Here is a 23549-nt window from a genome sequence, read left to right as displayed (position 1 = left end):
GCTCAGCGGCACCTCCGTGGCCTGACTCCTCGACAGGGCGAGGAACGTGACAACGACGGCCCCACTAGGAGCGCCGCCACCACGGCGAGGTGTCGGCCCGTGATCAGCCGCCGCAGCGAGGCGACGCGCCGCACGGCGTCGCCGGCAATGTCACGCCCGTCCCGCTCCTGCTCGCGCCCGGGTGGGGCATCCAGCTCGAGGATCGGCCGGTCCGACGCCGGAGCGGGGTCAGGACTGCGGTCGACCTCCGGCAGGGCACGCCGCGGCGCGCCGAGCGGCGGCCGCCCTCCGGCGACGAAGGCGAGCCGCGCGCGGGCCATTTCGTCGGTGTGCTGCATGCCCCGTTATCGCCCCAGCGGGGCCGGGATCACCGCAACCGCGCGCGGCTGTGGAGAACTACTTCCCCGGGACCAGGCTCAGCATCTTCGGCAGACGAGCGATCACCTTGACCACCTCGCGGCCGGCCAGCGACCGCTGCACGGCCTCGTCGGCCAGCGCCGCCTCCAGCGCCGCCTCCTCGGTGATGTCGGCCGGGACCTCGAGCTTGCCGCGCACCTTGCCCTGGATCTGCACCACCATCGTGACGGTGTCATCCACCGTCAGAGAAAGGTCGGCCGTCGGCCAGGCGCTGTTGGCGACGGACGGGTCCATGCCCAGCAGCTCCCACATCTCCTCGGCGACATACGGCGCCACCAGGCTGAGCGACTGCGCCACGAACAGCGCCGCCTCCCGCACGGCAGGGTCCGCCGCGCCGGCGCCGCTGTCGACCGTGCGACGGGCCGCGTTGACGAGCTCCATCGTGCGGGCGACCGCCACGTTGAAGCGGCCCCCTCGACCAGCGTCGAGATCTCGGTGATCGCCTTGTGCGTCGCCTTCCGCAGAGCCGGGTCGCCGGCTGCGAAGTCGACGCCGGGGCGCGACTCGACGTCTGCGGCCAGCCGGTAGGCCCGCTGCAGGAACTTCAGGCTCGACGTCGGCGACAGATCCGCCCAGTCGATGTCGTCCTCGGGCGGGCCGGCGAAGATCATCGTCAGCCGCACCGCGTCGACGCCGAACTCGTCGATCTGCTTGCCGAGGTCGACGCCGTTGCCCAGCGACTTGCTCATCGCCTTGCCCTGGTTGATGACCTGGCCCTGGTTCAGCAGGCGCAGCATCGGCTCGTCGAAGTCGACCATGCCCATGTCACGCAAGACCTTCGTGAAGAAGCGCATGTACAGCAGGTGGAGGATCGCGTGCTCGACGCCGCCGACGTACTGCGCCACCGGCATCCAGTTGCGCACGTCCTCGGGGTTGAACGGCCCGTCCTGGTAGCCCGGCGAGCAGTAACGGAAGAAGTACCACGACGAGTCGACGAACGTGTCCATGGTGTCGGTGTCGCGCTGCGCGCGGCCACCGCACTGCGGGCAGCTCGTCTCCACCCAGTCGGTTGCCGAGGCCAGCGGCGACGTGCCCTTGGGCGCCAGTGCCGCACCACGCAGGTCGGGCAGCCGCACCGGGAGCTGCTCGTCGGGCACGGGCACCTCGCCGCACCGCTCGCAGTGCACGATCGGGATCGGGCAGCCCCAGAACCGCTGCCGTGACAGCAGCCAGTCCCGCAGCCGGTACTGGACGGTGCCGGTGCCGGCGCCGTCGGCCTCCAGCTGCTCGATGATGCGGCTCACGCCCGTGGCCTTGTCGGTCAGGCCGTCGAGCACGCCGGAGTTGATGTAGGTGCCGTCGCCCGAGGTGGCGATGCCGGTGACGGCGGGGTCTGTGCCGTCGACGTCGATGACGGTGCGCACCGGCAGGCCGAACGTGGTGGCGAACTCCAGGTCGCGGGTGTCATGCGCAGGGACGGCCATGATGGCGCCGGTGCCGTAGTCGGCCAGCACGTAGTCGGCGGCCCAAATCGGCACCTGCTCCCCGTTGACCGGGTTGACGGCGTAGCGGCCGAGCCACACGCCGGTCTTCTCCCGCTCCGTCGACTGACGCTCGATCTCGGTGGTCTTCTTGACCGAATCCAGGTAGGCCTCGAAGGCCGGGCGCTGCTCGTCGGCGACCAGCTCGGCGGCCAGTTCACCGTCGGGCGCGACGACCATGAAGGTGGCGCCGAACAGCGTGTCGGGGCGCGTGGTGAAGACGGTGATGGGTTCGCGGCCCTCGACGGCGAAGTCGACGTGCGCTCCCTCGGAGCGGCCGATCCAGTTGCGCTGCATCGCCAGCACGTGGTCGGGCCAGCCGTCCTCGAGCTGGGCCATGTCGTCCAGCAGTTCCTGGGCGTAGTCGGTGGTCTTGAAGTACCACTGGTTCAGCTTGCGCTTGGTGACCTCGGACTTGCAGCGCTCGCAACGGCCCTGGACGACCTGCTCGTTGGCGAGCACCGTCTGGTCCTTCGGGCACCAGTTGACGTAAGAGTCCTTGCGGTAGGCCAGGCCGCGCTCGAAGAAGCGCAGGAACAGCCACTGGGTCCAGCGGTAGTAGTCCTCGTCGGAGGTGTGCAGCCGGCGCGACCAGTCGAGGCTCAGGCCGTAGCGCTTGAAGGAGCGCACCTGGGTCTCGATGTTGTTGTAGGTCCACGACGCCGGATGCGAATCGGCCTTGATGGCCGCGTTCTCCGCGGGGAGGCCGAACGAGTCCCAGCCGATCGGGTGCATGACGTCGTAGCCCTTGAGCCGCCAGTAGCGGGAGACGACGTCGCCCATGGCGTACGCCTCGGCGTGGCCCATGTGGAGGTCGCCGGACGGGTAGGGGAACATGTCGAGGACGTAGCGACGCTCACGGCTGCCGTCGTCGAGGGGCCGGAAGGTCTCATCCTCCTCCCAGAACGCCTGCCACTTCTCCTGTGCCCTGACCTTGTCGTATTGACCCGGCTCTTGGCTCACGACGATTCTCCTGTTGTCGATGGTGGTGCGTGGATCGCACGGGGGCCCAATATACCGTGAGCGCCCCTCGGCTCCGCGGGCGGCGGCCCCGGCCGGAGGACCGGCCGGGGCACGTCGCCTCAGGCGTCGACGCGGGCCACGACGGACGCGAACGACCACGCAGGCAGGCAGAGGGAGAAGCCTCCCGAGCCGGACACCGCGACCTGTTCGGGACGCACCGGGCTGTCGGCCTCCGGGCTGCCCTGCTCCGGACCGGCCCCCGCGAGGAGGGTCGCGGAGCCGGTGACGGCGCCGTCGACGGGGAGGGTGACGCTGGCGGCGCGGGCGGTGTCTGTCGCGTTGACGAGACGGACGACGTACTCGTCGCCGTCGGCCTCGGGCCTGCGTGAGGCCCCGGCCACGACCCTGTGCTCGGGGCGCAGGTCGAGGGTGACGTCGTGGACGAGTTCCCCGTCCAGCCACACGCGGAAGCGGTGGTCCCCCACCTCCAGCCGCAGCACGATCGGGACGCCGGTGAGCAGCCGGTGGCCCTGGTGGGGGCCGTCGATCTCGTTGCCGATGCCGTCCGCGGTGAGCGCCAGCGTCGTCGACTTGTTCTGCCAGCCGCCGAGGCTGAGCTCGACGGTGTCGCCGCCGGCGTCGCCGAGGCACACGACGAGCCCGTCGTCGCCGGAACTGCGCGTGGCGGTGAACTCCAGGACCCCTCGCCCGCCGAGTCGCCCGAGGTGGGCCTCAGAGTCGGGCACCACCCGGGCGGGCTGCACGGCGGCGCCGTCGAGGCCGATCCGCGTCAGTTCCACCTCCGAGCCACCCGCGGAGACCCGGACTGCGCCTCCCGCCCAGCCCGGCACCGGGACGGGCTCCGCACCGGTGAGGGACACCGCGCACACCTCGCCGCCAGGCTCGGCTGCGAAGGCCTGCTGCACGAAGTAGGAGGCGCTGGGCAGCACCCGTTCCGCATCGAAGTAGATGAGGTCGGGCACCCACTGGGTGTGGCCGACCCGGGCCAGCAGCGGCGCGTAGGAGGCGAGGGCGACCACGTCGCTGTCGCGCTCGATGGCCGTCATGAACGCGGCCTCGGCCAGTGCCGAGCGGACGGTGTTCGTCCGGGCCGCCCACTCCCCCAGGTACACGAGCGCGCCGTCGCGCGGGTAGTCGGCGTACCGGTCGATGTTCTGGTGGAACCACCGTGGGGTCCGGTAGGCGTGTTCGTCGACGATCGCGACCTTCTGGGCCCGGGCGAACTCCCACCCCGCCTCGAAGTCCGCCCCGAACGGTGCGGGGCCGGCGGTGCCGATGACCGTGACGTCGGGGTACGCCGCGGCGACGGCGTCGGCGATCTGGGCGTAGCGCTCGCGGAAGTCGTCGGTGATCTCGTCCTCGTTGCCGACGCCCAGGTACCGCATCTCGAAGGGATCGGGCGAGCCGAGTTCGGCCCGCCGTGCGCCCCAGAAGGTGTCGGTGCCGCCGTTGGCGAACTCGATCAGGTCGAGCACGTCCTGCACGTAGGCCGGCATCTCGTCCTGCGGGATCGCGCGTGCCCGGCCCCGCAGGTTCTGGCAGCACACACCGGCCGCGACGATCGGCATCGGGGTGGCGTCGAGTTCGCGGCAGAGCTGGAAGTACTCGAGGTAGCCGATCTGCCGCGACTGGTGATACCCCCAGGTGTTGAAGGTCTGCTCCCGTTCGTGCCGTGGGCCGACGGTGCCCTTCCAGTGGTACATGTTGTCGAGGCCGAGCCCGTGGGCGAGGCAGCCGCCGGGGAAGCGGATGAAGGCCGGGTGCAGGGCGCGCAGCGTCTCCAGCAGGTCGGGGCGGAAGGTGAGGGGCGCACCGTCGGGTCCGACCGGGCGCAGCGAGACGACGTCGATCTCGACGGTGAGCCCGGCGGGCACCGTCAGGCTGAGGCGGCCTGCCCCGGCGACCTGTCCGGTCAGCTCGGCCGCCACCGGGTTCCAGCCGCCGGGCTCGACCGGGACGTCGACCGTGGCCAGGACCCCATCGTCGCCTTCGAGGGCCAGCACGATGCAGCCGCTGCCCTCCACCGCCCAGGTGAACGCGCTGAACGCGTACCGGGCGCCGGGGACGACGGCGACGGGATCGAAGCCGTCGTTGACGAGGGTGACCGGCCCCGTGAGGCGGAGGTAGGTGCCGTTGTTGCGGTGGACCGGATCCTCCCGCCGCACGGCCACCCGGGCCGGGTCGGACGACGTCCACGCCGTCAGCGCGTGCCAGCCGTCCCGGTCGGCGGGGTTGAACTCGAAATCACCGTTGCGCACGAGTTCGGCATTGAGTCCGCCGTCGAGGGCGTCGTTCAGGTCCTCGAGGAACAGGCCCCAGAGGTCGGTGGGGATCGTCGTCCCGGTCGGACCGCCGACGGTCACGTCGAGGGGGGCGGCGATGGTGTGGGTCATGGGGCGCTGGGGGCGTCAGCCGAGGAAGGCGTCGAGTTCCTCCGCCGTGGGCGGCTGCGCCCCCTCGCGGGTGCAGACGAGCGCGGCGGCACCGGCACCCCTGCGCAGCGCTGCTTCCACGTCGCGGGGGTTCACGGTGTACGCCGACAGGAAGCCCGCCATGAACGTGTCGCCGGCGCCGACGGTGTCGACCACCTCGACCCGGTGACCGGGCACCTGGGCGCGGCGACCATCGGGCCAGACGGCGGCGGCGCCGTCGGGGCCGAGCGTGACGAGGAACAGCGCCAGACCGTACTCCGCGGCCCAGCCCTCCGCGTACCCCAGGGGGTCGGAGTCGTCATCGACGAGCCAGGCGATGTCCTCATCGCTGGCCTTGACGATACCTCCGCCACGGCCGACGGCGGCCATCAGGTCGCTGACGCGCGAGAAGTACTCGGCCCGGTCGGGAAGCGTCGACGGCCGCACGTTGATGTCGAAGCTGACGGCAGCGTCGGTGCGGGACACGAAGTCGAGCACGTTCTTCGCGCCTGCGCCGATGACGGCTCCGATCGATCCGAAGTGCAGCCAGTCGTCACCGCCCAGCGTGGGGAACTCGTCCGCGTGCCAGTTGAAGTTCGAGGTGCCGTGGAAGTGGAAGGCGTAGCTCGCCTTGCCCTGGTCGTCGAGCGACACGACCGCGACGGAGGTCGCGTCGTCGGTCGCGACGGCGAGGTCGAGGGAGACGCCGGCCGCCTCGAGATGCGAGCGCAGCTGAACGCCGAACGCGTCGCTGCTCAATCGGCCAAGGAAATGGGTGTCCTTACCGAGCCGCGCGAGCGCCGCCGCGGAGTTCAGTGGACCGCCGCCGGAACGGGCGACCCACGGGCTCTCGGCCGGGGTTCCACCCCCCTCGGGCATCAGGTCGATCAGTGCCTCGCCACACACCACAAAACGCATGCCCCAAACCCTAGGGCACGGCGGCGCCCGCGACGCACCTGCCCCACTCACAACGGCCACCGATCGGGCGGGAGCCCCTGCTCATGCAGGGCGGACAGAACCCCCGCCAGGGGATGGCGGGCGTCGATCCGCGTCAGTTCCTCCAGTGCGGCCACGTGCGCGGCTCCCCGGCCGCTGAGCCACGACGCCAGCGCCAGCAGTGCCAGCACGGGTGGCGCCGTCTCGGGCGGGCCAAACCGTCGCGCGGCCACCAGGTTGGGCCAGATCACCGGCGCGGTGTCCGTCGACAACCGTGTGGCCAGCGCTCCGAGGCGGTCCTCATCGCCGAGGAGCAGCGCCAGTGTGAGCCCCTCCTCGACGCCCAGCGGTTCGCTCGACTCGGCCAGTTCGCGGAGGACGGCGAATCCGACGGCTGGTTGGATGTAGGCAACCGCGGCGCGGCAACGGGCCACGAGGTCAGGGTCCACCTCCTCCGTCACCATCACCGGCAGCACCGCCTCGGCCCGGGTGGCGTCGATCCGGATTCCTTGGAACACGGCCTGCGCCGCCAGCGCAGATCTGTCGAACGAGAACGCGATGGGGGCGCCTGTGGCCGGCACGACCCAGTAGCGGTCGCCCTGGCTGATCAGTGCATCGGCGATGCGGTCCCAGCCCAGCGCGTCGGCCAGTTCCGCAACGGAGATGCTCGCGTCGTCGGGATCGCCGAACCCGACGAGCACGATCCTGGCTTCCGGGACATTGCCCAGCGCGTTGTTCAGTTGTCGCAGTGTCCGCTCAGGGTCGCCGGCGAACCAGCGAAGGTCGACGCGGGCGCACATCGCCACCGCCGCTCCCTTCAGGGCGATGACGACGCACGAGTCCTGGGGTGGAACCCCAGCATGATGGCGGGGATGCAGAGCAGGTCGGTACGGGAGGAGCCCTTCAACACATGGTTCATGCCCCGTCATGGGCCACGCCGTCCTGTTCGGCCCATGGGGAGCGCTGCCTGTGGACGGATCCGCTGGGTAGGCTTGAGCGCACCATGAGCAACCAGAGTTGGCAGCCGCCCCAGAACGGGGCGAACAACCCCTGGGCCTCGCAGGATCCGAACTGGCGTCCGACGCAGTTCCACGAGGCGCAGGGCCGTGACCCGCGCACGCCCTTCGGGCAGCAGCCCACGCCGCCGCCCAACTGGGAGGACCTGACCCCGCCCGAGCGGAAGAAGCCGACACTCTGGATCGCGCTGGCCGCCGTCGCCGTGATCGCCGCCATCGCGATCGCCACTCTGTTCTCCGGTTCCGACCCGGTCGCGCAGCCGGAGCTGTCGCCCTCTGCGGGTGCCTCCAGCCCTGCCTCGGAGCCGACGCCCACCCGCACCGGCAACTTCATCCCCTTCGAGGGGAACGGCAACGGCATCTTCGAGGTCGTCAGCTATGAGTGGCGCGGCGACGACGAACTGCACGTCCGGCTACGCGTGGAGGTCGAGGAGGCAGGCGAGTTCGGCTTCTCCGTCTTCGTTTTCGCCAACGAGACGCGCGTCGGCTACGAGGCGGTCGATCCCGCCGCGTTCGTCGCGAGTAAGGACAAGCCGTTCGAGGGCGACTTCGTGTTCCTCATGCCGAAGTCCGAGTCGACGGTGATGCTGACGACGCCGTCCGGCCGGATCACGCTGAACGCGCTGCCCATCGGCGCCTGAGCGTAGGCCTCCGGGGCCCCGTCACCCGCTGGCAACGGCGCGCGCTGCCAGGGGCAGGGCCGCGTAGACGCGCTCCATGGCCCGATCGTCGTGCGCCGCGGAGAGGAACCAGGCCTCGAATGCCGACGGCGGCAGCGCCACCCCTTCCTGCAGCATGGCGTGGAAGAAGCGGCCGAACGCGGTCTGGTCCTGCGCCTTCGCCGCCTCATAGTCGCCGACGTCGCCGTCACGGAAGAACACAGAGAACAGGCTTCCCGCGCTCTGGATGACGTGCGGCACCGACTCCCGCCGCAGCGCCTCCCCGACGGCGGCCTGCAACTCGAGGGAGCGCCGGTCCACCAGCCCGTACACCGCGTCGTCGGCGAGATGCAGCGTCGCGAGCCCAGCGGCCGTCGCGAGGGGGTTTCCCGACAGTGTGCCCGCCTGGTAGACGGGACCAACGGGTGCCAGCAACTGCATCAGCTCCGCGCGGCCGCCCAGCGCCGCCAGCGGCATGCCACCGCCGACCACCTTGCCGAAGGTGACGATGTCGGGCGCATACCCGCCTTCGAGGCCGAGCCAGCCGCCGGGCCCGACGCGGAACCCCGTCAGCACCTCGTCGAGAATCAGCAGGGCGCCGTGGCGCGACGCGATGTCGCGCAGAGCAGCGTTGAAACCGGGTGCCGGGGGCACGACGCCCATGTTGGCGGGGGCCGCCTCGGTGATGACGGCGGCGATCCTGTCGCCCTGCTGCGCGAAGACCCGCTCGACCGCCGCCAGATCGTTGTAGGCGACGACAACGGTGTCCGCCGCCGCGGCAGCCGTGACGCCCGCCGACCCGGGCAGCCCCTGCGTCGCGACACCGGAGCCGGCTGCGGCCAGCAGAGCATCGGAATGTCCGTGGTAGCAGCCGGCGAATTTGACGATGACGTCGCGGCCCGTCGCGCCGCGCGCGAGCCTGACCGCCGTCATGGTTGCCTCGGTGCCGGTGGACACGAAACGCACCTGCTCCGCGACGGGCACCCGCGCACGGATGGCCTCAGCGAGCTCGACCTCTGCCGCCGTCGGGGCCCCGAACGACAGCCCGCGGCCGGCGGCGTCGCGGACGGCCGCCACCACCTCGGGGTGCGCGTGGCCGAGCAGGGCCGGCCCCCACGAGCACACGAGGTCGACGAAGGTGTCGCCGTTGGCGTCGACGACATAGGGTCCGGTGGCCTCGGCGATGAACAGCGGCGTGCCGCCGACGGAGCCGAACGCCCGCACCGGCGAGGACACCCCGCCGGGGATGACGGCGCGGGCCCTGTCGAACAGCACCCGATCCTGATTCACCTGCACCATTGCGCCATCTCCTTCGCCCAGTAGGTCAACACGATGTCGGCGCCTGCCCGCACGATGGCGGTCACCGACTCCTGCGCGGTCGCCCGCAGGTCCAGCCAGCCCCGCTCCGCGGCGGCGCAGATCATGGCGTATTCCCCCGACACCTGGTACGCGGCCACCGGCACATCCGAGACTGCGGCGACGTCGGCGAGCACGTCCAGGTAGGAACCGGCCGGCTTCACCATCACCAGGTCCGCGCCCTCTGCGAGGTCGAGGCGGACCTCCCGCAGTCCCTCGCGGCGGTTGGCCGGGTCCTGCTGATAGGTGCGGCGGTCGCCGTCGAGAGAACTGGAGACAGCCTCCCGGAACGGGCCGTAGAACGCGGAGGCGTACTTCGCCCCGTAGGCGAGGATCCCGACGTCGGAGAAGCCCTCGCCGTCGAGGCCGGCGCGGATGGCGGCGACCTGGCCGTCCATCATTCCCGACGGGGCGACGATGTGGGCGCCAGCACGGGCCTGCGCGACGGCCATGGACGCGTAAGCCGCGAGGGTGGCGTCGTTGTCGACGCGACCGTCTGGCGTGAGGAAACCGCAGTGGCCGTGACTGGTGAACTCGTCGAGGCAGGTGTCGGCCATGACGACGGTCTCGTCGCCGACGGCGTCACGGACGGCGGCCAGGCCCCGCTGCAGGATTCCGTCCTCGGCCCACCCCTGGCTGCCCCGGTCGTCCTTCGCGTCGTCGTCGGGCACTCCGAAGAGCATCAGGGCACCGACGCCGGCGGCGACGGCGTCCTCCGCAGCGGCGCGGAGGGAGTCGAGGTCGTGGCGGACCACGCCGGGCATCGAGGAGATGTCTCCGCGGCGCTCGGCGACGAACATGGGCAGCACCAGCTGCGATGGCCGCACCTCGACCTCTCGAACGAGCCGCCGCATGGCGGGGGTGGTGCGCAGCCGTCTCGGGCGGACCTGGATCATGCTTCTCCCAACGAGGCGATGGCTTCCACGACGCCGGCGGCGTCCTGGGTGGCGGCGACGGCGTCGGGGTCGACGCCCAGCTCGCGCAGCGCCGCGGCGGTCGGGGCCCCAAAGGCTACGACGCGGATCCCTGCGCGGTATCCCAGCAGGTCACCGACGGCGCGCCCGACGGACCCGGAGGTGATGACCACGACATCGAAGTGTCCCTCGGACCACTCCGCGACGAGTCCCCGGGGCAGCCGGGGCAGGGGTTCGACGGTGTAGACGTCGACGACCTCGACGGCCCAACCCTTCGCCGAGACGCCGTCCGCGAGGGTCGGGCCTGCATGCGCAGAGCCCGGCGCGACGACGCGCCCGGACCCGGACGGGAAGGCGGCGACGAGGGCGGCGGCGCTCGCCTCGCCCCCCTCCGGGACGAGATCGACGCGGATGCCGTGGCGGGCGGCGGCCGCCGCGGTGGCGGCGCCGACGGCCGCCACCTGTGCCGTCGCCGGGATGACGAGGCCGAGCTGTTCCAGCGCCTCGACGGTGGCGGCGGAGGTGAGCGTCACCCAGTCGGCGCCGTCGAGCCCACGGCCGGGATGCCGCGGGACCGTGCGCTGCACGGCGTGGGCGACCACCTCGGCTCCCGCGGCTCGGATGCCTTCGGCGAGCTGTCCCTCCGCGCGTGGCAGCAGCACCCGGATGGCCGCCAGGCTCCGTGTCCCGCCCCACAGGGAGGTGTCGTCGTGGAGATCGGAGAGCCGGGAGGGGCGGGAGGCGTCGAGGACGGCGATGTCGGCGGCGCCTCCTGCGAGGAGGTCCGCGACCAGCAGCGCTGCGGCCGTGTCGGACAGGGGCCGCTCCGCCAGGACCGTGGCACCGCCGTCGAGGGAGAACACGCCCGCCCGCAGCACGCCGCCGTGGGCCACGGCGGCGATGGGGGCGGCGCAGCCGCCACCGAGGCCCGCGAGGACGGCCCGTTCGGCGTCGACCTCGGCCCGCGACCCGGCGTCATCGATGCGGGCGAGAGCGGCGACGAGGTCGGGACGGTCGGCCCTGCACTCGAGGGCCAGCGCCCCCTGCCCTGGCGCCGGGTAGATGTCGAGAAGGTCCGTGATGTGGTGGCCGAGGCCGAGTCGTCCGAGGCCCGCGGCGGCCAGCACGACGGCGTCGAGGTCGCCCTCGGCGACGCGTGCGAGGCGGGTGCCGACGTTGCCCCGGATGTCGACGAAGGTGAGGTCCGGCCGCAGCGCGCGCAGCTGCGCGACCCGCCGGGGGGAGCCGGTGCCGACCGTCGCGCCGGAAGGCAGCCCGGCCAGGGTCAGCCCGTCGCGGGCGCAGAGGGCGTCGCGGGCGTCGGCGCGGGCGGGCACCGCCGCGATGGTCAGCCCGTCGACCGGCGCCGTCGGGAGGTCCTTCAGCGAATGGACCGCCAGGTCGCAGCGGCCGTCGAGGATGGCGGTGCGCAGCTCGGCGGCGAAGACGCCGAGGGTGCCGAGCCGGGTGAGGGAGCCGCGTTCGACGTCGCCGCCGGTGCGGATGCGGACGAGCTCCACCTCGTGGCCGAGGGCCCGCAGCCGGTCGGCGACCAGCCCGGACTGGCCGACGGCGAGGGCGGAGCCGCGGGTGCCGAGCCTGAGCCTCATCGCAGCACCCGGTCGACGCCGAGGATCACCGGCGCGATGCCGTTGCCGTCGACCCAGGCACCGACGAGATCGACGCCCGCCTGGCGGGCCGCGGCGAGGAGACGGTCGCGGGCGGCGGGGTCGATTCGGGCTGGCATCGCCGTCCACTCTACCGACGCGAACGCGGCCACCTGCCGCGGGCTGATCGTGACGCCGCTGAGGAGTGAGGCGTCGGCGATCGCCTGCTCTGCGGTGGGCTCCAGATCCGCGGGGTAGGACAGCCGCAGCACCTCCCGGCCGCCGACCCGAGCCCAGGGCCACTTGGCCGAATAGTGCGTCATCGCCTGCGCCCGCAGCTCCGGCGTCCGCTCAGCGACGAGCACGCCCGACCCGACGGGCTCAGCGGCCAGCTCGGAACCGTCGACGGCCAGGACGGCGAAGCGGGCCCGCCGCACGGCAGGCGCCTCCACGTCGGCGCCCACCTGCGCTAGCAGCCGCGTTGCCGCGGCGGCAGGGGTGGCGACGACGACGCGGTCCGCCCGCAGCGACTCACCGTCGGCGGTGGTCAGCACCGCTCCGGAGGCGTCGCGGGTGAGCGTCTCGACACTCGCGCCACACCGCACGTCGCCGCCCGCCCCGCGCACGCGCCGCTCCAGCTCCGCGACCAGCCGGAACATGCCGCCGACGGGCTGTTCGACGGTGGGGCCGGCGGCGCGGGTGGCCGCCACCGCCGCCAGCAGCGACCCACGCTCCCGCAGCGCCGATAGCAGGCCGGGCGCGACACCCGCCAGCGGAAGCTGGTCCGCTGGGGTGGCGTACACCCGCGCGTGACGGGCTCGACGAGCGTGGCGAGCGCCTCCTCGCCGAGGCGGGCCCGCACGAGGGCTCCCACCGTGGAGGCATCGACGCCGACATCGGCCCCGAGGCCGGGCTCCTGGGCTACGGTGGCCCGGCCTGCCCGCGACAGGGCGTCGAGGGCGGGGTCGGCCAGCGTGGCGGGGATCCCGACGACGCCGTCGGCCATGCGATAGGCGCCGGAGGGTCGCCAGATGTGAGCGGCGCCGGCAGGGCCGGCCACCTCGAGACCCAGCTCGTCGCATAGCGCGCGGCCGACGCCCCCGCGCACGGCGTAGGCCTCCGCCCCCGCGTCGACGAGCGTGTCGGCGAGGCCGAGGGGTGCGATCATCCCCCCGAGTCCTGCCGCGGACTCCCGCAGCTGGACCCGGTGCCCGGCCTGGAGCAAGCGCAGCGCCGCGAGGGTGCCCGCCAGCCCGCCGCCCACGACGACGACGCGGCTCACAGCGAGTGGATGAGGTCGACGAGCGCGGTGATGACGCCCGGATCCGTCGTCGGGGCACGCCGTGGCCCAGGTTCACCACATGGGCGGGGGCGGCGGCGCCGCGGGCGACGACGTCACGCACGTGCGCCTCCAGCGGCTCCCAGCCGGCGGCCAGGAGGGCCGGATCAATGTTCCCCTGCAACGGCAGCCCGGGAGGAGGGCTGCGGCATCGTCGAGGGGTGTTCGGTAGTCGATGCCCATCGCCTCGACGCCGCAGGCCGCCATGTCGGGCAGCAGATGCCGGGTGCCGGTGCCGAAGTGGATGCGCGGCACCCGCCCCGCGACCGCGGCCAGCGCCGCCGCTGAGTGGGGCGCCACGTGGGCGACGTAGTCGGCGCGGGTGAGCGACCCGGCCCACGAGTCGAACAACTGGACGGCGCGGGCGCCCGCGTCGACCTGCGCGGAGAGGAAACGCCCGGACAGGTCGGCGCACCAGGCCAGCAGCCGGGCCCAGGCGCGGGGGTCGGCATGCATCATGGCGCGCGCGGCGAGATGGTCGCGGGAGCCGCGTCCCTCCACGAGATAGGCGGCGAGCGTAAACGGCGCCCCGGCGAAGCCGATCAGCGGGGTGTCGGTTCCCAGCTCGGCGACCGCGATCCGGACGGCGTCCTGAATCGCGGACGGGTCCATGTCGACGAGGCCGACGACCCGGTCGACGTCGGCGGCGGTGCGGACCGGCTCGTCGATGACGGGGCCGACGCCGGACACGATGTCGACGCCGACGCCGGTCAGGACCAGCGGCGTCATGATGTCGGAGAAGAAGATGGCAGCGTCCACGTGATGGCGGCGCACCGGCTGCAGCGTGATCTCCGCCGCCAGCTCGGGGATGAGGCAGGCCTCGAGGATGGTGGTGTCGCCGCGGACATCCCGGTATTCGGGAAGTGAGCGGCCGGCCTGGCGCATGAACCAGACGGGGAGACGATCGGGGCGCTGGCCGCTGAGGGCATCGAGGAGGTCACTCATGGTGCGTCCGATTCTGCCCCACAAGGACGGGGATGGTTGAATGGGGTCACTGTGACGATGACCATCTTCTCCATCCAGCACGACCGCCACGGTCTGGCCGAGGTCGAGCGCATCAGTGACGACGCGGCGGGTCTCGCCGAGCGTCTCCACGCCGTCGACGGCGTCACCGGCACCGTCCTGCTCAGCACATGCAACCGGGTGGAGGTGCTGCTGGACGCCGCACCCGGCGTGACCACCAGCATGCTCAGGGCCGTCATCAACGAACGTTTCGCCACCCCTCCCGCCTGGGACGTGTTCGCAGGCGAGGCGGCGCTCGGCCACCTGTTCCGCGTAGCGGCTGGGCTCGACTCGATGGTCGTCGGGGAACGCGAGATCGCCGGCCAGCTGCGTAGGGCGCTGGGCGAGGCGCAGGACGCGGGCCGCACGACGCTGACGCTCACGATCGCCGTCGAGGAGGCGCTGAAGGCCTCCCGGCGGGTGGCGCGGGAGACGACGCTGGAGGGGGCCGGTCGGTCCGTCGTCGGCGCGGGCCTCGACCTCGTCGACGCCGACTGGCCCGCCACGAAGCTGTTGCTGATCGGCACCGGCTCGTACGCGGGCGCCGTCGTCGCCGCCGCCCGTGCCCGCGGCGTCGACACCATCGCCGTCCACTCTGCGAGCGGACGGGGCGCCGAGTTCGCCGCGAGCCATGGCACGGGCCTTGTCCGCACGGTCGCCGAGGGGCTGGTGTCCGCCGACCTTGTCGTGACGTGCCGCGGCCAGGGCTCCACCGTGGTGGGGGTCGACGACGTCACCCGGCACGCCACGTTCCTCGACCTGTCGCTGCGCCGCGACGTCGACCCCCGGGTCGGCGGCCTCACGGGCGTCCGGCTGATCGATCTACCCACCATCCAGGACGCGCTCGGCGGAGCCATCGGCGAGGACACCCGCAGGGCGCAGGCCATCGTCGACGAGGGCATCGCCGACGCCCTCACCAAGCTGCGGTCCCGCATCGTCGATCCCGCCGTCGTCGGCCTCCGCGAGTCGGTCATGGCGCTCGTCGCGGACGAGGTGGCCCGGCTCCCCCAGCGGCCTCTCACGCACGACGACGCCGCGTTGGCGCTGCGTCGGCTCGCCACCCGCCTGCTGCACGTCCCCTCCTCCCGGGCGCGGCTGGCGGCAGAGCAGGGACGCACCGACGAATACCTGCACGCAATGGAGGAGCTCTACGGCATCGGCGCCCCCGTCGACATCAACCCGAACGAGATGGAGGAGCTGACGTGCCCGCTGACGAACCTCGCAGTGCGCGACCTGGAGACGACACGCGGCGTGTCGGAGGCGGTGTGAGCCTCGCGCCCTACACGGCCGTGATGCTGGCCTCCTACGGGGGCCCAGACCGGTCCGAGGACGTGCTGCCGTTCATGCGCAACGCCACCGTCGGACGGGGCATCCCCGACGAGCGACTCGTCGAGGTGTCCCAGCACTACGAGCTGTTCGGCGGCCGGTCCCCCATCAACGAACTGAACGCGGCCCTGCTGGAGCGGGTGGCCGGTGAGCTGACGCGCCGCGGGATCGACGTCCCGGTGGTAATCGGTAACCGGAACTGGCATCCCTTCTTCGCGGAGACGGCTGCGCGCCTCGCCGACGACGGCCACGAGCGGGTCGCGGCCCTGGCCACCTCGGCCTACTCCTCGTACTCCAGCTGCCGGCAGTACCGCGAGGACCTCGACCTGGCGGAGTCCGGCATCGACGGCCGCGTCCGGTTCGACAAGGTGGGTGCTTTCGCGGAATCCCCGAAGTTCGTGCGGGCGCAGGCCCGCGCCGTCGTCGCCGCCTGGCGTGAGCTGCGCTCACGGGTCGGGGCCGACGCGCCGTTGCGGCTGCTGTTCGTCACGCATTCCATCCCGCTCGCCATGAACGCGGCCTCGGGCCCGGGCGCCCCGGATGCCCGCTACGACGCGCAGCACCTGCGGGTCGCCGCCGCAGTCGCGGACCTGGCGACGCAGGAGCTGGGCGAGGCACCCGCCTGGGAGCTCACCTACTGCTCGCGCTCCGGGTCGCCGCACGTGCCGTGGCTCGAGCCCGACGTCAACGACCGGATGGCCGAGTTCGCCGGATCGGTGGCCGGCGTCGTCACCGCGCCCATCGGATTCATCTCGGACCACATGGAGGTCCTCTACGACCTCGACACGCAGGCCAGGCAGACGGCGGCGGACGAGGGGCTCGCCTACCAGCGGGCCGCGACCGTCGACTCGGACCCCGAGTTCGTCGAACTCCTCGTGGACAGGCTCGTGGAGCTGGCCTCCGTCGCCCGCGGCGAGGCCACCCCACCGGCCCCGCCTGCGGCCGCGCAGGCGGCGCCTGCTGTCTCCCCCGCCCGACCGACAACTGAGAAGAGCCCCCCGTGAAGCACCCCGGCCGCGACGAGCGTGACCAGACCGACGTTGACCTCGAGGCCATCAACGCCTCGACCCTGTACGCGATGTACTGCGTGTTCGCGACAGCCGCGCCGCTGCCTGCGGCCGCGGCCCTCACGGACGTCGAGGAGGCGGTCGCCGCCACGGGTGTGAGCGTGCGTGGCTACTACGACATCGGCGGCTTCCGCGCCGACGCAGACCTGCTGGTCTGGCTGCTGGCCGACGACCCGGCCGCCCTGCAGGCCGCCTACCACGCCCTCCGCAGGAGCACGCTGGGCGAGTCGCTCGAGCCGGTCTGGTCGAACGTCGGGGTGCACCGGCCGTCGGAGTTCAACCGCGCACACGTGCCCAGCTGCTTCGCCGGCTTCGCGCCCCGCCCCTGGCTGACGGTGTACCCGTTCGTGCGCAGCTACGACTGGTACTACCTCGACGAGGAGCACCGCGCCCGGATGCTGCGCGAGCACGGCCTCGCCGGCCGCGAATACCCCGAGGTGGTCGCCTCGACACTCGCCGCGTTCGCGCTGGGCGACTACGAATGGCTCCTGGCCTTCGAGGCCGATGAGCTGACGAGCCTTGTCGACGCCATGCGCCACCAGCGTGCGGTGGAGGCCAGGCTCCATGTCCGCGAGGAGACCCCCTTCTTCACGGGCCAGCACGTCGAGCTGGCGGAATGGATCGAGCGCCAGCCCCGCGCCTGATCCCCCGCCGGTGACCGCTAGGCTTTCCGCATGCCTACGGATCCCACACCTCCGGAGCCTACGGCGGGGGCGCGTCGGGCGGCCGCAGGGGGCAGCTGAAGTCCTCGGGGCTGCGGCCCGGCTGGACGACGGGCGCCTGCGCCGCGGCGGCCGCGACGGCCGCCTGGGAGGCGCTGCACACCGGCTCCTTCCCGGACCCGGTTGCGGTCACCCTGCCGAACGGGCACGAGCCGTCGTTCGCCCTGACCCAGGAGTCGCTCGCCGGCGGCGTCGCGATGGCCGCTGTGCAGAAGGATGCCGGCGACGACCCGGACGTCACGCACGGCGCCGTGATCAGGGCCCGTGTCTGGCGCGCCGACCCAGGTGCCGGCATCCGATTCGTGGGCGGCCCCGGGGTCGGCCGGGTCACACTGCCCGGGCTTCCGCTGGCGGTGGGTGAGCCGGCGATCAACCCGGGTCCGCGCGGCTACATCTCCGCGAACCTCGCCCGTGTCAGCGCCCGCCTCGGGGGTGCCGCCGACGCCGTCGTCGAGATCTCCGTCGACGACGGCGAGGAGTTGGCGCGACGGACGTGGAATCCGCGCATCGGGATTCTGGGCGGCATCTCCGTCCTCGGCACCACGGCGTCGTCGTCCCATATTCCTGCTCGGCGTGGATCGACTCCATCCGCCGCGGCGTCGACGTCGCCCGTGCCGCCGGCCTGACGCATCTGGCTGGCTGCACGGGGTCGACATCGGAGCGGGTCGCCACCGAGCTGTTCGGGCTGCCGGGGCTCGCCCTGCTGGACATGGGCGACTTCGCCGGCGCCGTCCTGAAGTACGTGTCACGTCACCCCGTCGAACGGCTCACGCTGGTGGGCGGATTCGCGAAGCTGAGCAAACTGGCGGCCGGCCACCTCGACCTGCATTCGCACCGCACCGCCGTCGACCCGACCCACCTGGCGGCCCTCGCCGCTTCGGCGGGTGCCTCCCCCGAGCTGGTCGCGGAGGTGCTCGGGTCGAACACGGCCATGGGCGCCCTCCAGGCCTGCCACGCGGCGGGTATCCCCCTCGGCAACGCCGTCGCCGAGGCCGCGCGTGACGAGGCGGCCAGGGTGCTCCGCGAGGCCCCGGTCGCCGTCGCCATCGTGTGCATCGACCGCGCGGGTGCCGTCGTCGGGTCCACCACCTGACCTAACTACTACCTTCAGTAGTATTTGGGCATGAGTCTTCCCCCAGGCGCCCCCAGCCCCGTCCCCACTGGACATCCCGGCGGACATCCCGGCGGCGGCGAACATCCGCATCTGGCCCGCAAGGGTGTGGTGCGCACCCTGCACCATGACCCGGGCGAGCGCCCCCACGTGCTCGTGTGGGAGGTGACGCGCGCCTGCCAGCTCGCGTGTCGGCACTGCAGGGCAGACGCGTTCACCCGGGCCGACCCGCGCCAGCTGACCACCGAGGAGGGCAAGGCCCTGCTCGACGACTTCGCCTCCTATGGCACCCCGCGGCCCATCGTCATCCTGTCCGGAGGCGACGCGTTCGAACGCGACGACCTGGAGGAGTTGATCGCCTACGGCACCTCGGTCGGGCTGCCGATGGCGCTGTCGCCGTCGGTCACCCCGCTGCTGACCGACGAGCGGCTCGCGTCGGTGCGCGAGGCGGGCGTGAAGGCGTTCTCCATCTCGCTCGACGGCGCCACCGCCGAGACCCACGACTCGTTCCGAGGGATCGACGGCACCTTCGCCGACTCGCTGGAGGCTGCGAAACTTGTGGTGCGTCACGGCTTCCGGTTCCAGGTGAACACCACCATCTGCCGCAACAATCTGCACGAGCTTCCCGAGATCCTGGCGGCCGTGAAGTCGATGGGGGCATGGATGTGGTACGTCCTGTTCCTCGTGCCGATGGGCCGCGGCTCGAATCTGGAGCCGCTGACGCCCGACGAGATGGAGGACGTCCTGCACTGGTTGCACGACGTCTCGGATCGGATCGCCGTGAAGGTGACCGAGGCGCCGAACTACCGCCGCGTCGCCATCCAGCGCGACGACGCCCGCGCCGCAGGCGGGCCCATGCCCGCCACGGGTGAGCTGCATGCCTGGCTGATGGCCGAGACCGACCGACTGCTCGGCGAGGTCACGGAGCGCCGGCCGCCCCGCCCACCGATCGGTGTGAACTCCGGCCGCGGATTCGCGTTCGTGGACCACATCGGAGATGTGTATCCGTCGGGCTTCCTGCCGTACAAGTGCGGCTCCGTCAAGGAGCGGCCCTTCTCCGAGATCTACGCTGAGGCGCCGATGATGAAGGCCCTTCGCGACCCGTCGGGCTACTCGGGCAAATGCGGCGTGTGCGAGTTCAACTGGATCTGCGGCGGGTCACGGGCCCGCGCGCACGCCATGCTCGGCGACCCGCTGGCCAGCGACCCGACCTGCAGCTGGCTACCTGCGTCATGAGGCATTCCACACGGAACTGGGCCACGAGTACCGGCGGGCACGCGGAGCGTCCGGCGGTCACGCCTGCGCGTTGACCTCGTAGGAGGTGTTCGTCGCCTCGAAGAAGTTGACCAGCTCGAAGGTGTCGTTGGCCGCGGCCATCCACTTGGCGGGGTTCTGCACGTGGAATTCGGGCTCGAAGCCCAGCTCCTCCAGGCGTCGGTCCGTCAGGTAGCGCACGTAGTCGTTGAGCACGGATCCGTTCAGGCCGAGGATGCCGGTGGGCAGCAGGTCGCGGTTGTATTCCTCCTCGAGCGTCACGGCGCCGAGGATCATCTGGCGAATCTCCGCCGAGAACTCCTCGGTGGCGATCTCCGGATTCTCCTCCAGCACCGTCAGGATCAGGTTGATGCCGAACTTCAGGTGCAGCGATTCGTCCCGCACGATCCAGTCGATCAGGGAGCCGAAGTTGCGCAGCAGGTTCCGCTGCCGGAACGACAGCGCCACCATGAATCCCGAATAGAACCAGATGCCCTCCAGGATCACGTTGTAGGCGACGAGGTTGCGGACGAAGTCCTGCTTGCCCTCCACCGTCGAGATGTCGAGGGTGTCTTCGGTCATGCGGCGGATGTAGCGCACTTCGAACTCCTCCTTAGCCGCCATCGATGGCACGTTCACGTGCGACCCGTAGGCCTGTTCCCTGTCGATCGGGAACGTCTCGAGCACGTACTCGAACGCCATGCAGTGGTTCGCCTCCTCCCACATCTGCTTCGCCAGGTACAGATGGCACTCGGCGGCGTTGACGTAGGGGTAGACGCCGAACGCGAGGGCCTTATTGACGAGCAGCTCGTTCGGGTTGAAGTAGCTCATCAGGTAGGTGAGGGCGTGACGCTCGTCGTCGGTCATGCGGGCGAAGTCGGCGAGGTCCTCGCCCAGCTGGATCTCGTTAGGGAACCAGGTGTTAGCCACGGCCTGGTCGTACAGGTCCATGGCCCAGCGGTACGTGACGGGCTTCAGCAGCAGGCCCTCCTGGATGCCGGTGCCGAGAATGGAAGTCATGAGTGTCTCCTGGTGAAGGCGCGTCACGACGACGCGTGGGGCGTGGGGAGGTCGGAGAGGGGAAGGGGGCGATTACTGGCAGGACTCGCACTGGAGCCGCTCCTGCGGATCCACGGGGCATTCGACGCCGTCGATCTCCAGCCCGATCGATGCCTTTGGCACGACCTGGACCCCGGTGACGACGGGAGCCGCCGAGCGGGAGCCGAAGCCGCCCGGGGCGGGGTCGCGGGGGCCGAGGCCGCAGCCGCGGGGCGAGCGCCGAAGCCGCGCCGGGGGCCGGCGCCCGCGCCCGTGATCTCCGCGGCCTTGTTGACCTTCACGGTGCTCTGCTCGGCTTGGTGGCGCGGCATCATGTGCAGGTAGTAAGTGGTCTTGAGGCCCATCCGCCACGCCAGCTGGTACAGGTCGACCATGGCGGTAACCGACCGGTCCGCCAGGTAGATGTTGCGGCTGATGGCCTGGTCGATCCACTTCTGGGCCCGCGCCGCCACCTGCAGATAGGCCTGCGGATCCACCTGGAAGCTGGTGCGGTAGGTGGCCTGCAGCGACTCGGGCACGCCGTCGACCCGGCTCAGGTCCCCCTGCACCCGCAGCAGGTCGTCACACACACGCTCCCACAGGCCAAGCCCCTTGAGGTCTGCCACCAGGTTGCGGTTGATCTCCAGGAACTTGCCCGACGACGTGGTCCGGCTGAAGATCTGGCTGAACTGCGGGTCGAGGCCTGGCGTTGTGCCGGCGACAAGCCCGATCGACGCCGTCGGCGCGATGGCCATGAGCGTCGCGTTGCGGATGCCGCCACGGACCCGGGCCCGCAGGGCGTCCCAGTCGAGCCGCGCAGTGCGGTCCACCTCGACGGGGACACCGCGGTCGGCCTCCAGCTCGTCGAGCGTGTCGAACGGCACCATCCCCCGCGACCAGCGGGAGCCGACGAAGTTGGCGTAGGGTCCGCGTTCGCGGGACAGGTCGCAGGACGCGTCGATGGCGTGCCAGCTGATGAACTCGACCACCTCGTCGATGACGTCCCATGCCTCCGGAGCGTCGTAGGCGAGGCCGAGGCGCTCGATCACATCGGAGTAGCCCATCACGCCGAGCCCGACGGCTCTGTTCTCCCGGTTGGCGTGCTCGGCCTCCGGCACGGAGGAGGCCGTGATGTCGACGAGGTTGTCGAGCTGGCGCACTGCGGTGCGGACGGAGCGGGCCATCAGGTCCCAGTCGAACCGGGCGCCGCGGCCCGAGCCGACGAGGTGCCGCGCCAGGTTGATGGATGCCAGGTTGCAGACGGCGACGTTATCGGCGTCCTGCGGGAGGCACACCTCGGTGCACAGGTTGGAGAGGTGGATGGTGCCCGTGTTGTTGTTCAGGGCACGCGTGTTGATGGTGTCCTTCCACGTCAACCACGGATGGGACGTGGTCTGCAGCGTGACGAGGATGGCCTTCCACTGCTCCCTGGCGCGGATCTTCCTGAACCGGCTGAGCTCACCTGCCTCGGCCAGCGCGACGTATTCGGCGTAGCGTCGGGAGAAGGCCGCGCCGTACAGCTCGACGAGATCGCCGACGTCCAGCGGGTCGAAGAGGTACCAGTCGTCGTCGGCGGCCACCCGCGCCATGAACTCGTCGCTGATCCACACGGCCGTGTTGGCCGTGCGGACCCGCCGGTACGGGTCGCCGGAGTTCTGCTTCAGGTCGAGGAACTGCGGGAAGTCCAGGTGCCAGTTCTCCATGTAGAAGCACAGCGCCCCGAACTTCTTGCCCCCGCGGGAGACGGCGCGCAGCGTCGAGTCGATGGTGTGCATGAAGGGGATGGGGCCGGTGGAGGTGGTGTTGTTCGAGCGGATCGGGGATCCCTCGGAGCGCAGTTTCGTCACCGACAGACCGATGCCGCCGGTGCCCTTCGTCAGCCACATGACGTCGCGCACCGATTTGGCGATGTGCTCGATCTCGTCGTTCATCTGCATCACGAAGCAGTTGGACAGCTGCGCGTACCTCGTTCCCGCGTTCACGAGGGTGGAGCCGGCTGCCAAGTAGAGCAGGCGGCTCATCGCGTCATACAGCTCGAGCGCGACGGCGGTGGGATCGGCCTCGTTGAGGGCAAGTCCCATGGCGACACGCATCCAGAAGAACTGCGGCACCTCGATCGGGCGCCGGGCCGAGTCGGTGAGCATGTAGCGGTTGCGGATGGTCTGGACGCCGATGAACCGCAGCAGGTCATCGCGCTCGGGGGCCAGCGCCGCGGCGAGGACCTCCAGGTCGAACGCCGTCGCCAACTCCGAGGCCAGCAGCCCCGCCGAGACGGCCCTCTCGACGTAGCCGGGGAAGCGGGCTACGTGCAGCTGCCGGATCGTTTCGGGAGCGCCGTCGCCGAACAGGTCGTGGGTATCGTCGAAGACCTGCTTGTAGAGCTTCTTCGTGAGGAGCCGCGCCGCGATGGTGTCGTAGGCCGGGTCGTCCTTGACGTTGGCCAGCGCGACGTGGATGACTGCGTCATCGAGCTGATCGGTGCTGATCCGGTCGAAAAGCGTGATCTCGACCTCCGACCGGAGCTGCACCGCGCGGGGCAGCTCGTCGTCGAGGCCGCGGGCCGCGTCAGCGATGGAGGCGGCGACCTCGGCGCCGTCGTAGTCGACCAGGGATCCGTCGCGCTTCTGCACGCGAATGGAGACGGTATTCATGATGTCTTCCCTCGAAGCACTGTTTCGTGGCAGGTCTTCGGACTCGCGAGCGCGCCCTGATCCGGGCACCTACTGGCCGTCGCTTCCCAGGAGGTCTTCTCCCAGTGCCGATGACGGCGGTCGTTCTCGCATACCGCTGCGGGGCAGCTCCGGATTCTCACCGGATTCCCTCTTAGCCACCCGCCGACCGGCGGACGGAACCACGTGCTTCGGGAACTATATGTGGAGGCGCATTGGGGTGTCAACCACTACATGTGG

The 23549-nt window shown here is 71.4% G+C and carries 13 protein-coding genes, 7 pseudogenes and 1 riboswitch; of the genes and pseudogenes, 6 read left to right on the top strand and 14 right to left on the bottom strand.

Annotation, left to right across the window (positions count from 1 at the left end; genetic code table 11):
- Positions 1-2: 2 nt before the first annotated feature.
- From H9L22_RS02910 to H9L22_RS02890, 5 genes and pseudogenes are all read right to left on the bottom strand, one after another.
- On the bottom strand, positions 3-338 hold the full coding sequence (locus H9L22_RS02910) for a hypothetical protein (protein WP_187721522.1): 336 nt from the start codon (positions 336-338) through the stop codon (positions 3-5).
- Positions 339-396: 58 nt separating this feature from the next.
- Positions 397-2867 (bottom strand): annotated as a pseudogene (gene leuS / locus H9L22_RS02905) (leucine--tRNA ligase).
- A gap of 113 nt (positions 2868-2980) precedes the next feature.
- A complete protein-coding gene (locus H9L22_RS02900; protein WP_187721521.1) occupies positions 2981-5275 on the bottom strand; it encodes an alpha-L-arabinofuranosidase C-terminal domain-containing protein in 2295 nt (764 codons plus the stop codon).
- Between the two features lie 15 nt (positions 5276-5290).
- On the bottom strand, positions 5291-6211 hold the full coding sequence (locus tag H9L22_RS02895; RefSeq protein ID WP_187721520.1) for a carbohydrate kinase family protein: 921 nt from the start codon (positions 6209-6211) through the stop codon (positions 5291-5293).
- 47 nt (positions 6212-6258) lie between these two features.
- Positions 6259-7158, bottom strand: a complete 900-nt coding sequence (locus H9L22_RS02890; RefSeq protein ID WP_187721519.1) for a DUF4192 family protein — start codon at positions 7156-7158, stop codon at positions 6259-6261.
- 74 nt (positions 7159-7232) lie between these two features.
- On the opposite strand from H9L22_RS02890, the gene H9L22_RS02885 reads away from it, so the two are divergent.
- Complete coding sequence (locus H9L22_RS02885; protein WP_187721518.1) at positions 7233-7886, top strand: hypothetical protein; 654 nt, start codon at positions 7233-7235, stop codon at positions 7884-7886.
- Between the two features lie 21 nt (positions 7887-7907).
- On the opposite strand, the gene hemL is transcribed toward H9L22_RS02885, so the two are convergent.
- The 7 genes and pseudogenes from hemL to hemE all read right to left on the bottom strand — a co-directional run bounded on the left by hemL (position 7908) and on the right by hemE (position 14065).
- Positions 7908-9194 (bottom strand): glutamate-1-semialdehyde 2,1-aminomutase, encoded by a 1287-nt coding sequence (gene hemL / locus H9L22_RS02880; RefSeq protein WP_406707820.1) that lies wholly within the window; start codon positions 9192-9194, stop codon positions 7908-7910.
- A complete protein-coding gene (gene hemB, locus H9L22_RS02875) occupies positions 9191-10156 on the bottom strand; it encodes a porphobilinogen synthase (protein WP_187721516.1) in 966 nt (321 codons plus the stop codon). The genes hemL and hemB overlap by 4 nt, the downstream gene beginning before the upstream one ends.
- The gene (locus H9L22_RS18425; protein ID WP_226966256.1) at positions 10153-10836 is read right to left on the bottom strand and encodes a uroporphyrinogen-III synthase; all 684 of its coding nucleotides are present in this window, start codon (positions 10834-10836) and stop codon (positions 10153-10155) included. The genes hemB and H9L22_RS18425 overlap by 4 nt, the downstream gene beginning before the upstream one ends.
- 63 nt (positions 10837-10899) lie before the next feature.
- Positions 10900-11784, bottom strand: a pseudogene (gene hemC / locus H9L22_RS18420) (hydroxymethylbilane synthase); the annotation flags it as partial.
- Positions 11781-12488, bottom strand: a pseudogene (locus tag H9L22_RS18415) (FAD-dependent oxidoreductase); the annotation flags it as partial. The pseudogenes hemC and H9L22_RS18415, both read right to left, overlap by 4 nt.
- Before the next feature lie 119 nt (positions 12489-12607).
- A pseudogene (locus H9L22_RS20235) lies at positions 12608-13045 on the bottom strand (NAD(P)-binding protein); the annotation flags it as partial.
- 14 nt (positions 13046-13059) lie between these two features.
- A pseudogene (hemE, locus tag H9L22_RS02855) lies at positions 13060-14065 on the bottom strand (uroporphyrinogen decarboxylase).
- 57 nt (positions 14066-14122) lie between these two features.
- On the opposite strand from hemE, the gene H9L22_RS02850 reads away from it, so the two are divergent.
- The 5 genes and pseudogenes from H9L22_RS02850 to H9L22_RS02830 all read left to right on the top strand — a co-directional run bounded on the left by H9L22_RS02850 (position 14123) and on the right by H9L22_RS02830 (position 19584).
- On the top strand, positions 14123-15391 hold the full coding sequence (locus H9L22_RS02850) for a glutamyl-tRNA reductase (RefSeq protein ID WP_187721513.1): 1269 nt from the start codon (positions 14123-14125) through the stop codon (positions 15389-15391).
- Positions 15388-16452 carry a ferrochelatase gene (locus H9L22_RS02845; RefSeq protein ID WP_187721512.1) on the top strand — a complete coding sequence of 355 codons (1065 nt, stop codon included), beginning with the start codon at positions 15388-15390 and terminating at the stop codon, positions 16450-16452. Before H9L22_RS02850 ends, H9L22_RS02845 begins: the two co-directional genes overlap by 4 nt.
- Positions 16449-17159, top strand: coding sequence for a hydrogen peroxide-dependent heme synthase (gene hemQ / locus H9L22_RS02840; RefSeq protein WP_226966088.1), 711 nt, complete (start codon positions 16449-16451; stop codon positions 17157-17159). The genes H9L22_RS02845 and hemQ overlap by 4 nt, the downstream gene beginning before the upstream one ends.
- Positions 17160-17254: 95 nt before the next feature.
- Positions 17255-18330 (top strand): annotated as a pseudogene (locus tag H9L22_RS20230) (cobalt-precorrin-5B (C(1))-methyltransferase).
- A gap of 30 nt (positions 18331-18360) precedes the next feature.
- Complete coding sequence (locus H9L22_RS02830; RefSeq protein WP_187721511.1) at positions 18361-19584, top strand: TIGR04053 family radical SAM/SPASM domain-containing protein; 1224 nt, start codon at positions 18361-18363, stop codon at positions 19582-19584.
- A gap of 57 nt (positions 19585-19641) precedes the next feature.
- Here H9L22_RS02830 and H9L22_RS02825 read toward each other — a convergent pair whose 3' ends face one another.
- Together H9L22_RS02825 and H9L22_RS02820 are read right to left on the bottom strand one after the other, a co-directional pair.
- On the bottom strand, positions 19642-20622 hold the full coding sequence (locus H9L22_RS02825) for a ribonucleotide-diphosphate reductase subunit beta (protein WP_187721510.1): 981 nt from the start codon (positions 20620-20622) through the stop codon (positions 19642-19644).
- Positions 20623-20694: 72 nt separating this feature from the next.
- Positions 20695-23291, bottom strand: a pseudogene (locus tag H9L22_RS02820) (ribonucleoside-diphosphate reductase subunit alpha).
- An 11-nt stretch (positions 23292-23302) separates the two neighbouring features.
- A riboswitch (cobalamin riboswitch) is annotated at positions 23303-23511 on the bottom strand.
- Positions 23512-23549: the final 38 nt, after the last annotated feature.

Origin of the sequence: Tessaracoccus defluvii, from assembly GCF_014489575.1 — a bacterium.
GTDB lineage: Bacteria > Actinomycetota > Actinomycetes > Propionibacteriales > Propionibacteriaceae > Arachnia > Arachnia defluvii.
The sequence above is the reverse complement of the archived record's forward strand: the minus strand, read 5'-3'. Positions and strand labels throughout refer to the sequence as shown.

Excerpts from the sequence above, each read along its gene's own strand:
- H9L22_RS02910 (WP_187721522.1), bottom strand. The coding sequence starts at position 338 with ATGCAGCACACCGACGAAATGGCCCGCGCGCGGCTCGCCTTCGTCGCC.
- H9L22_RS02830 (WP_187721511.1), top strand. The coding sequence starts at position 18,361 with ATGAGTCTTCCCCCAGGCGCCCCCAGCCCCGTCCCCACTGGACATCCC.
- H9L22_RS02850 (WP_187721513.1), top strand. The coding sequence starts at position 14,123 with ATGACCATCTTCTCCATCCAGCACGACCGCCACGGTCTGGCCGAGGTC.
- hemB (WP_187721516.1), bottom strand. The coding sequence starts at position 10,156 with ATGATCCAGGTCCGCCCGAGACGGCTGCGCACCACCCCCGCCATGCGG.
- H9L22_RS02890 (WP_187721519.1), bottom strand. The coding sequence starts at position 7,158 with ATGACGGGGCATGAACCATGTGTTGAAGGGCTCCTCCCGTACCGACCT.
- H9L22_RS02900 (WP_187721521.1), bottom strand. The coding sequence starts at position 5,275 with ATGACCCACACCATCGCCGCCCCCCTCGACGTGACCGTCGGCGGTCCG.
- H9L22_RS02895 (WP_187721520.1), bottom strand. The coding sequence starts at position 6,211 with ATGCGTTTTGTGGTGTGTGGCGAGGCACTGATCGACCTGATGCCCGAG.
- H9L22_RS02885 (WP_187721518.1), top strand. The coding sequence starts at position 7,233 with ATGAGCAACCAGAGTTGGCAGCCGCCCCAGAACGGGGCGAACAACCCC.
- H9L22_RS02825 (WP_187721510.1), bottom strand. The coding sequence starts at position 20,622 with ATGACTTCCATTCTCGGCACCGGCATCCAGGAGGGCCTGCTGCTGAAG.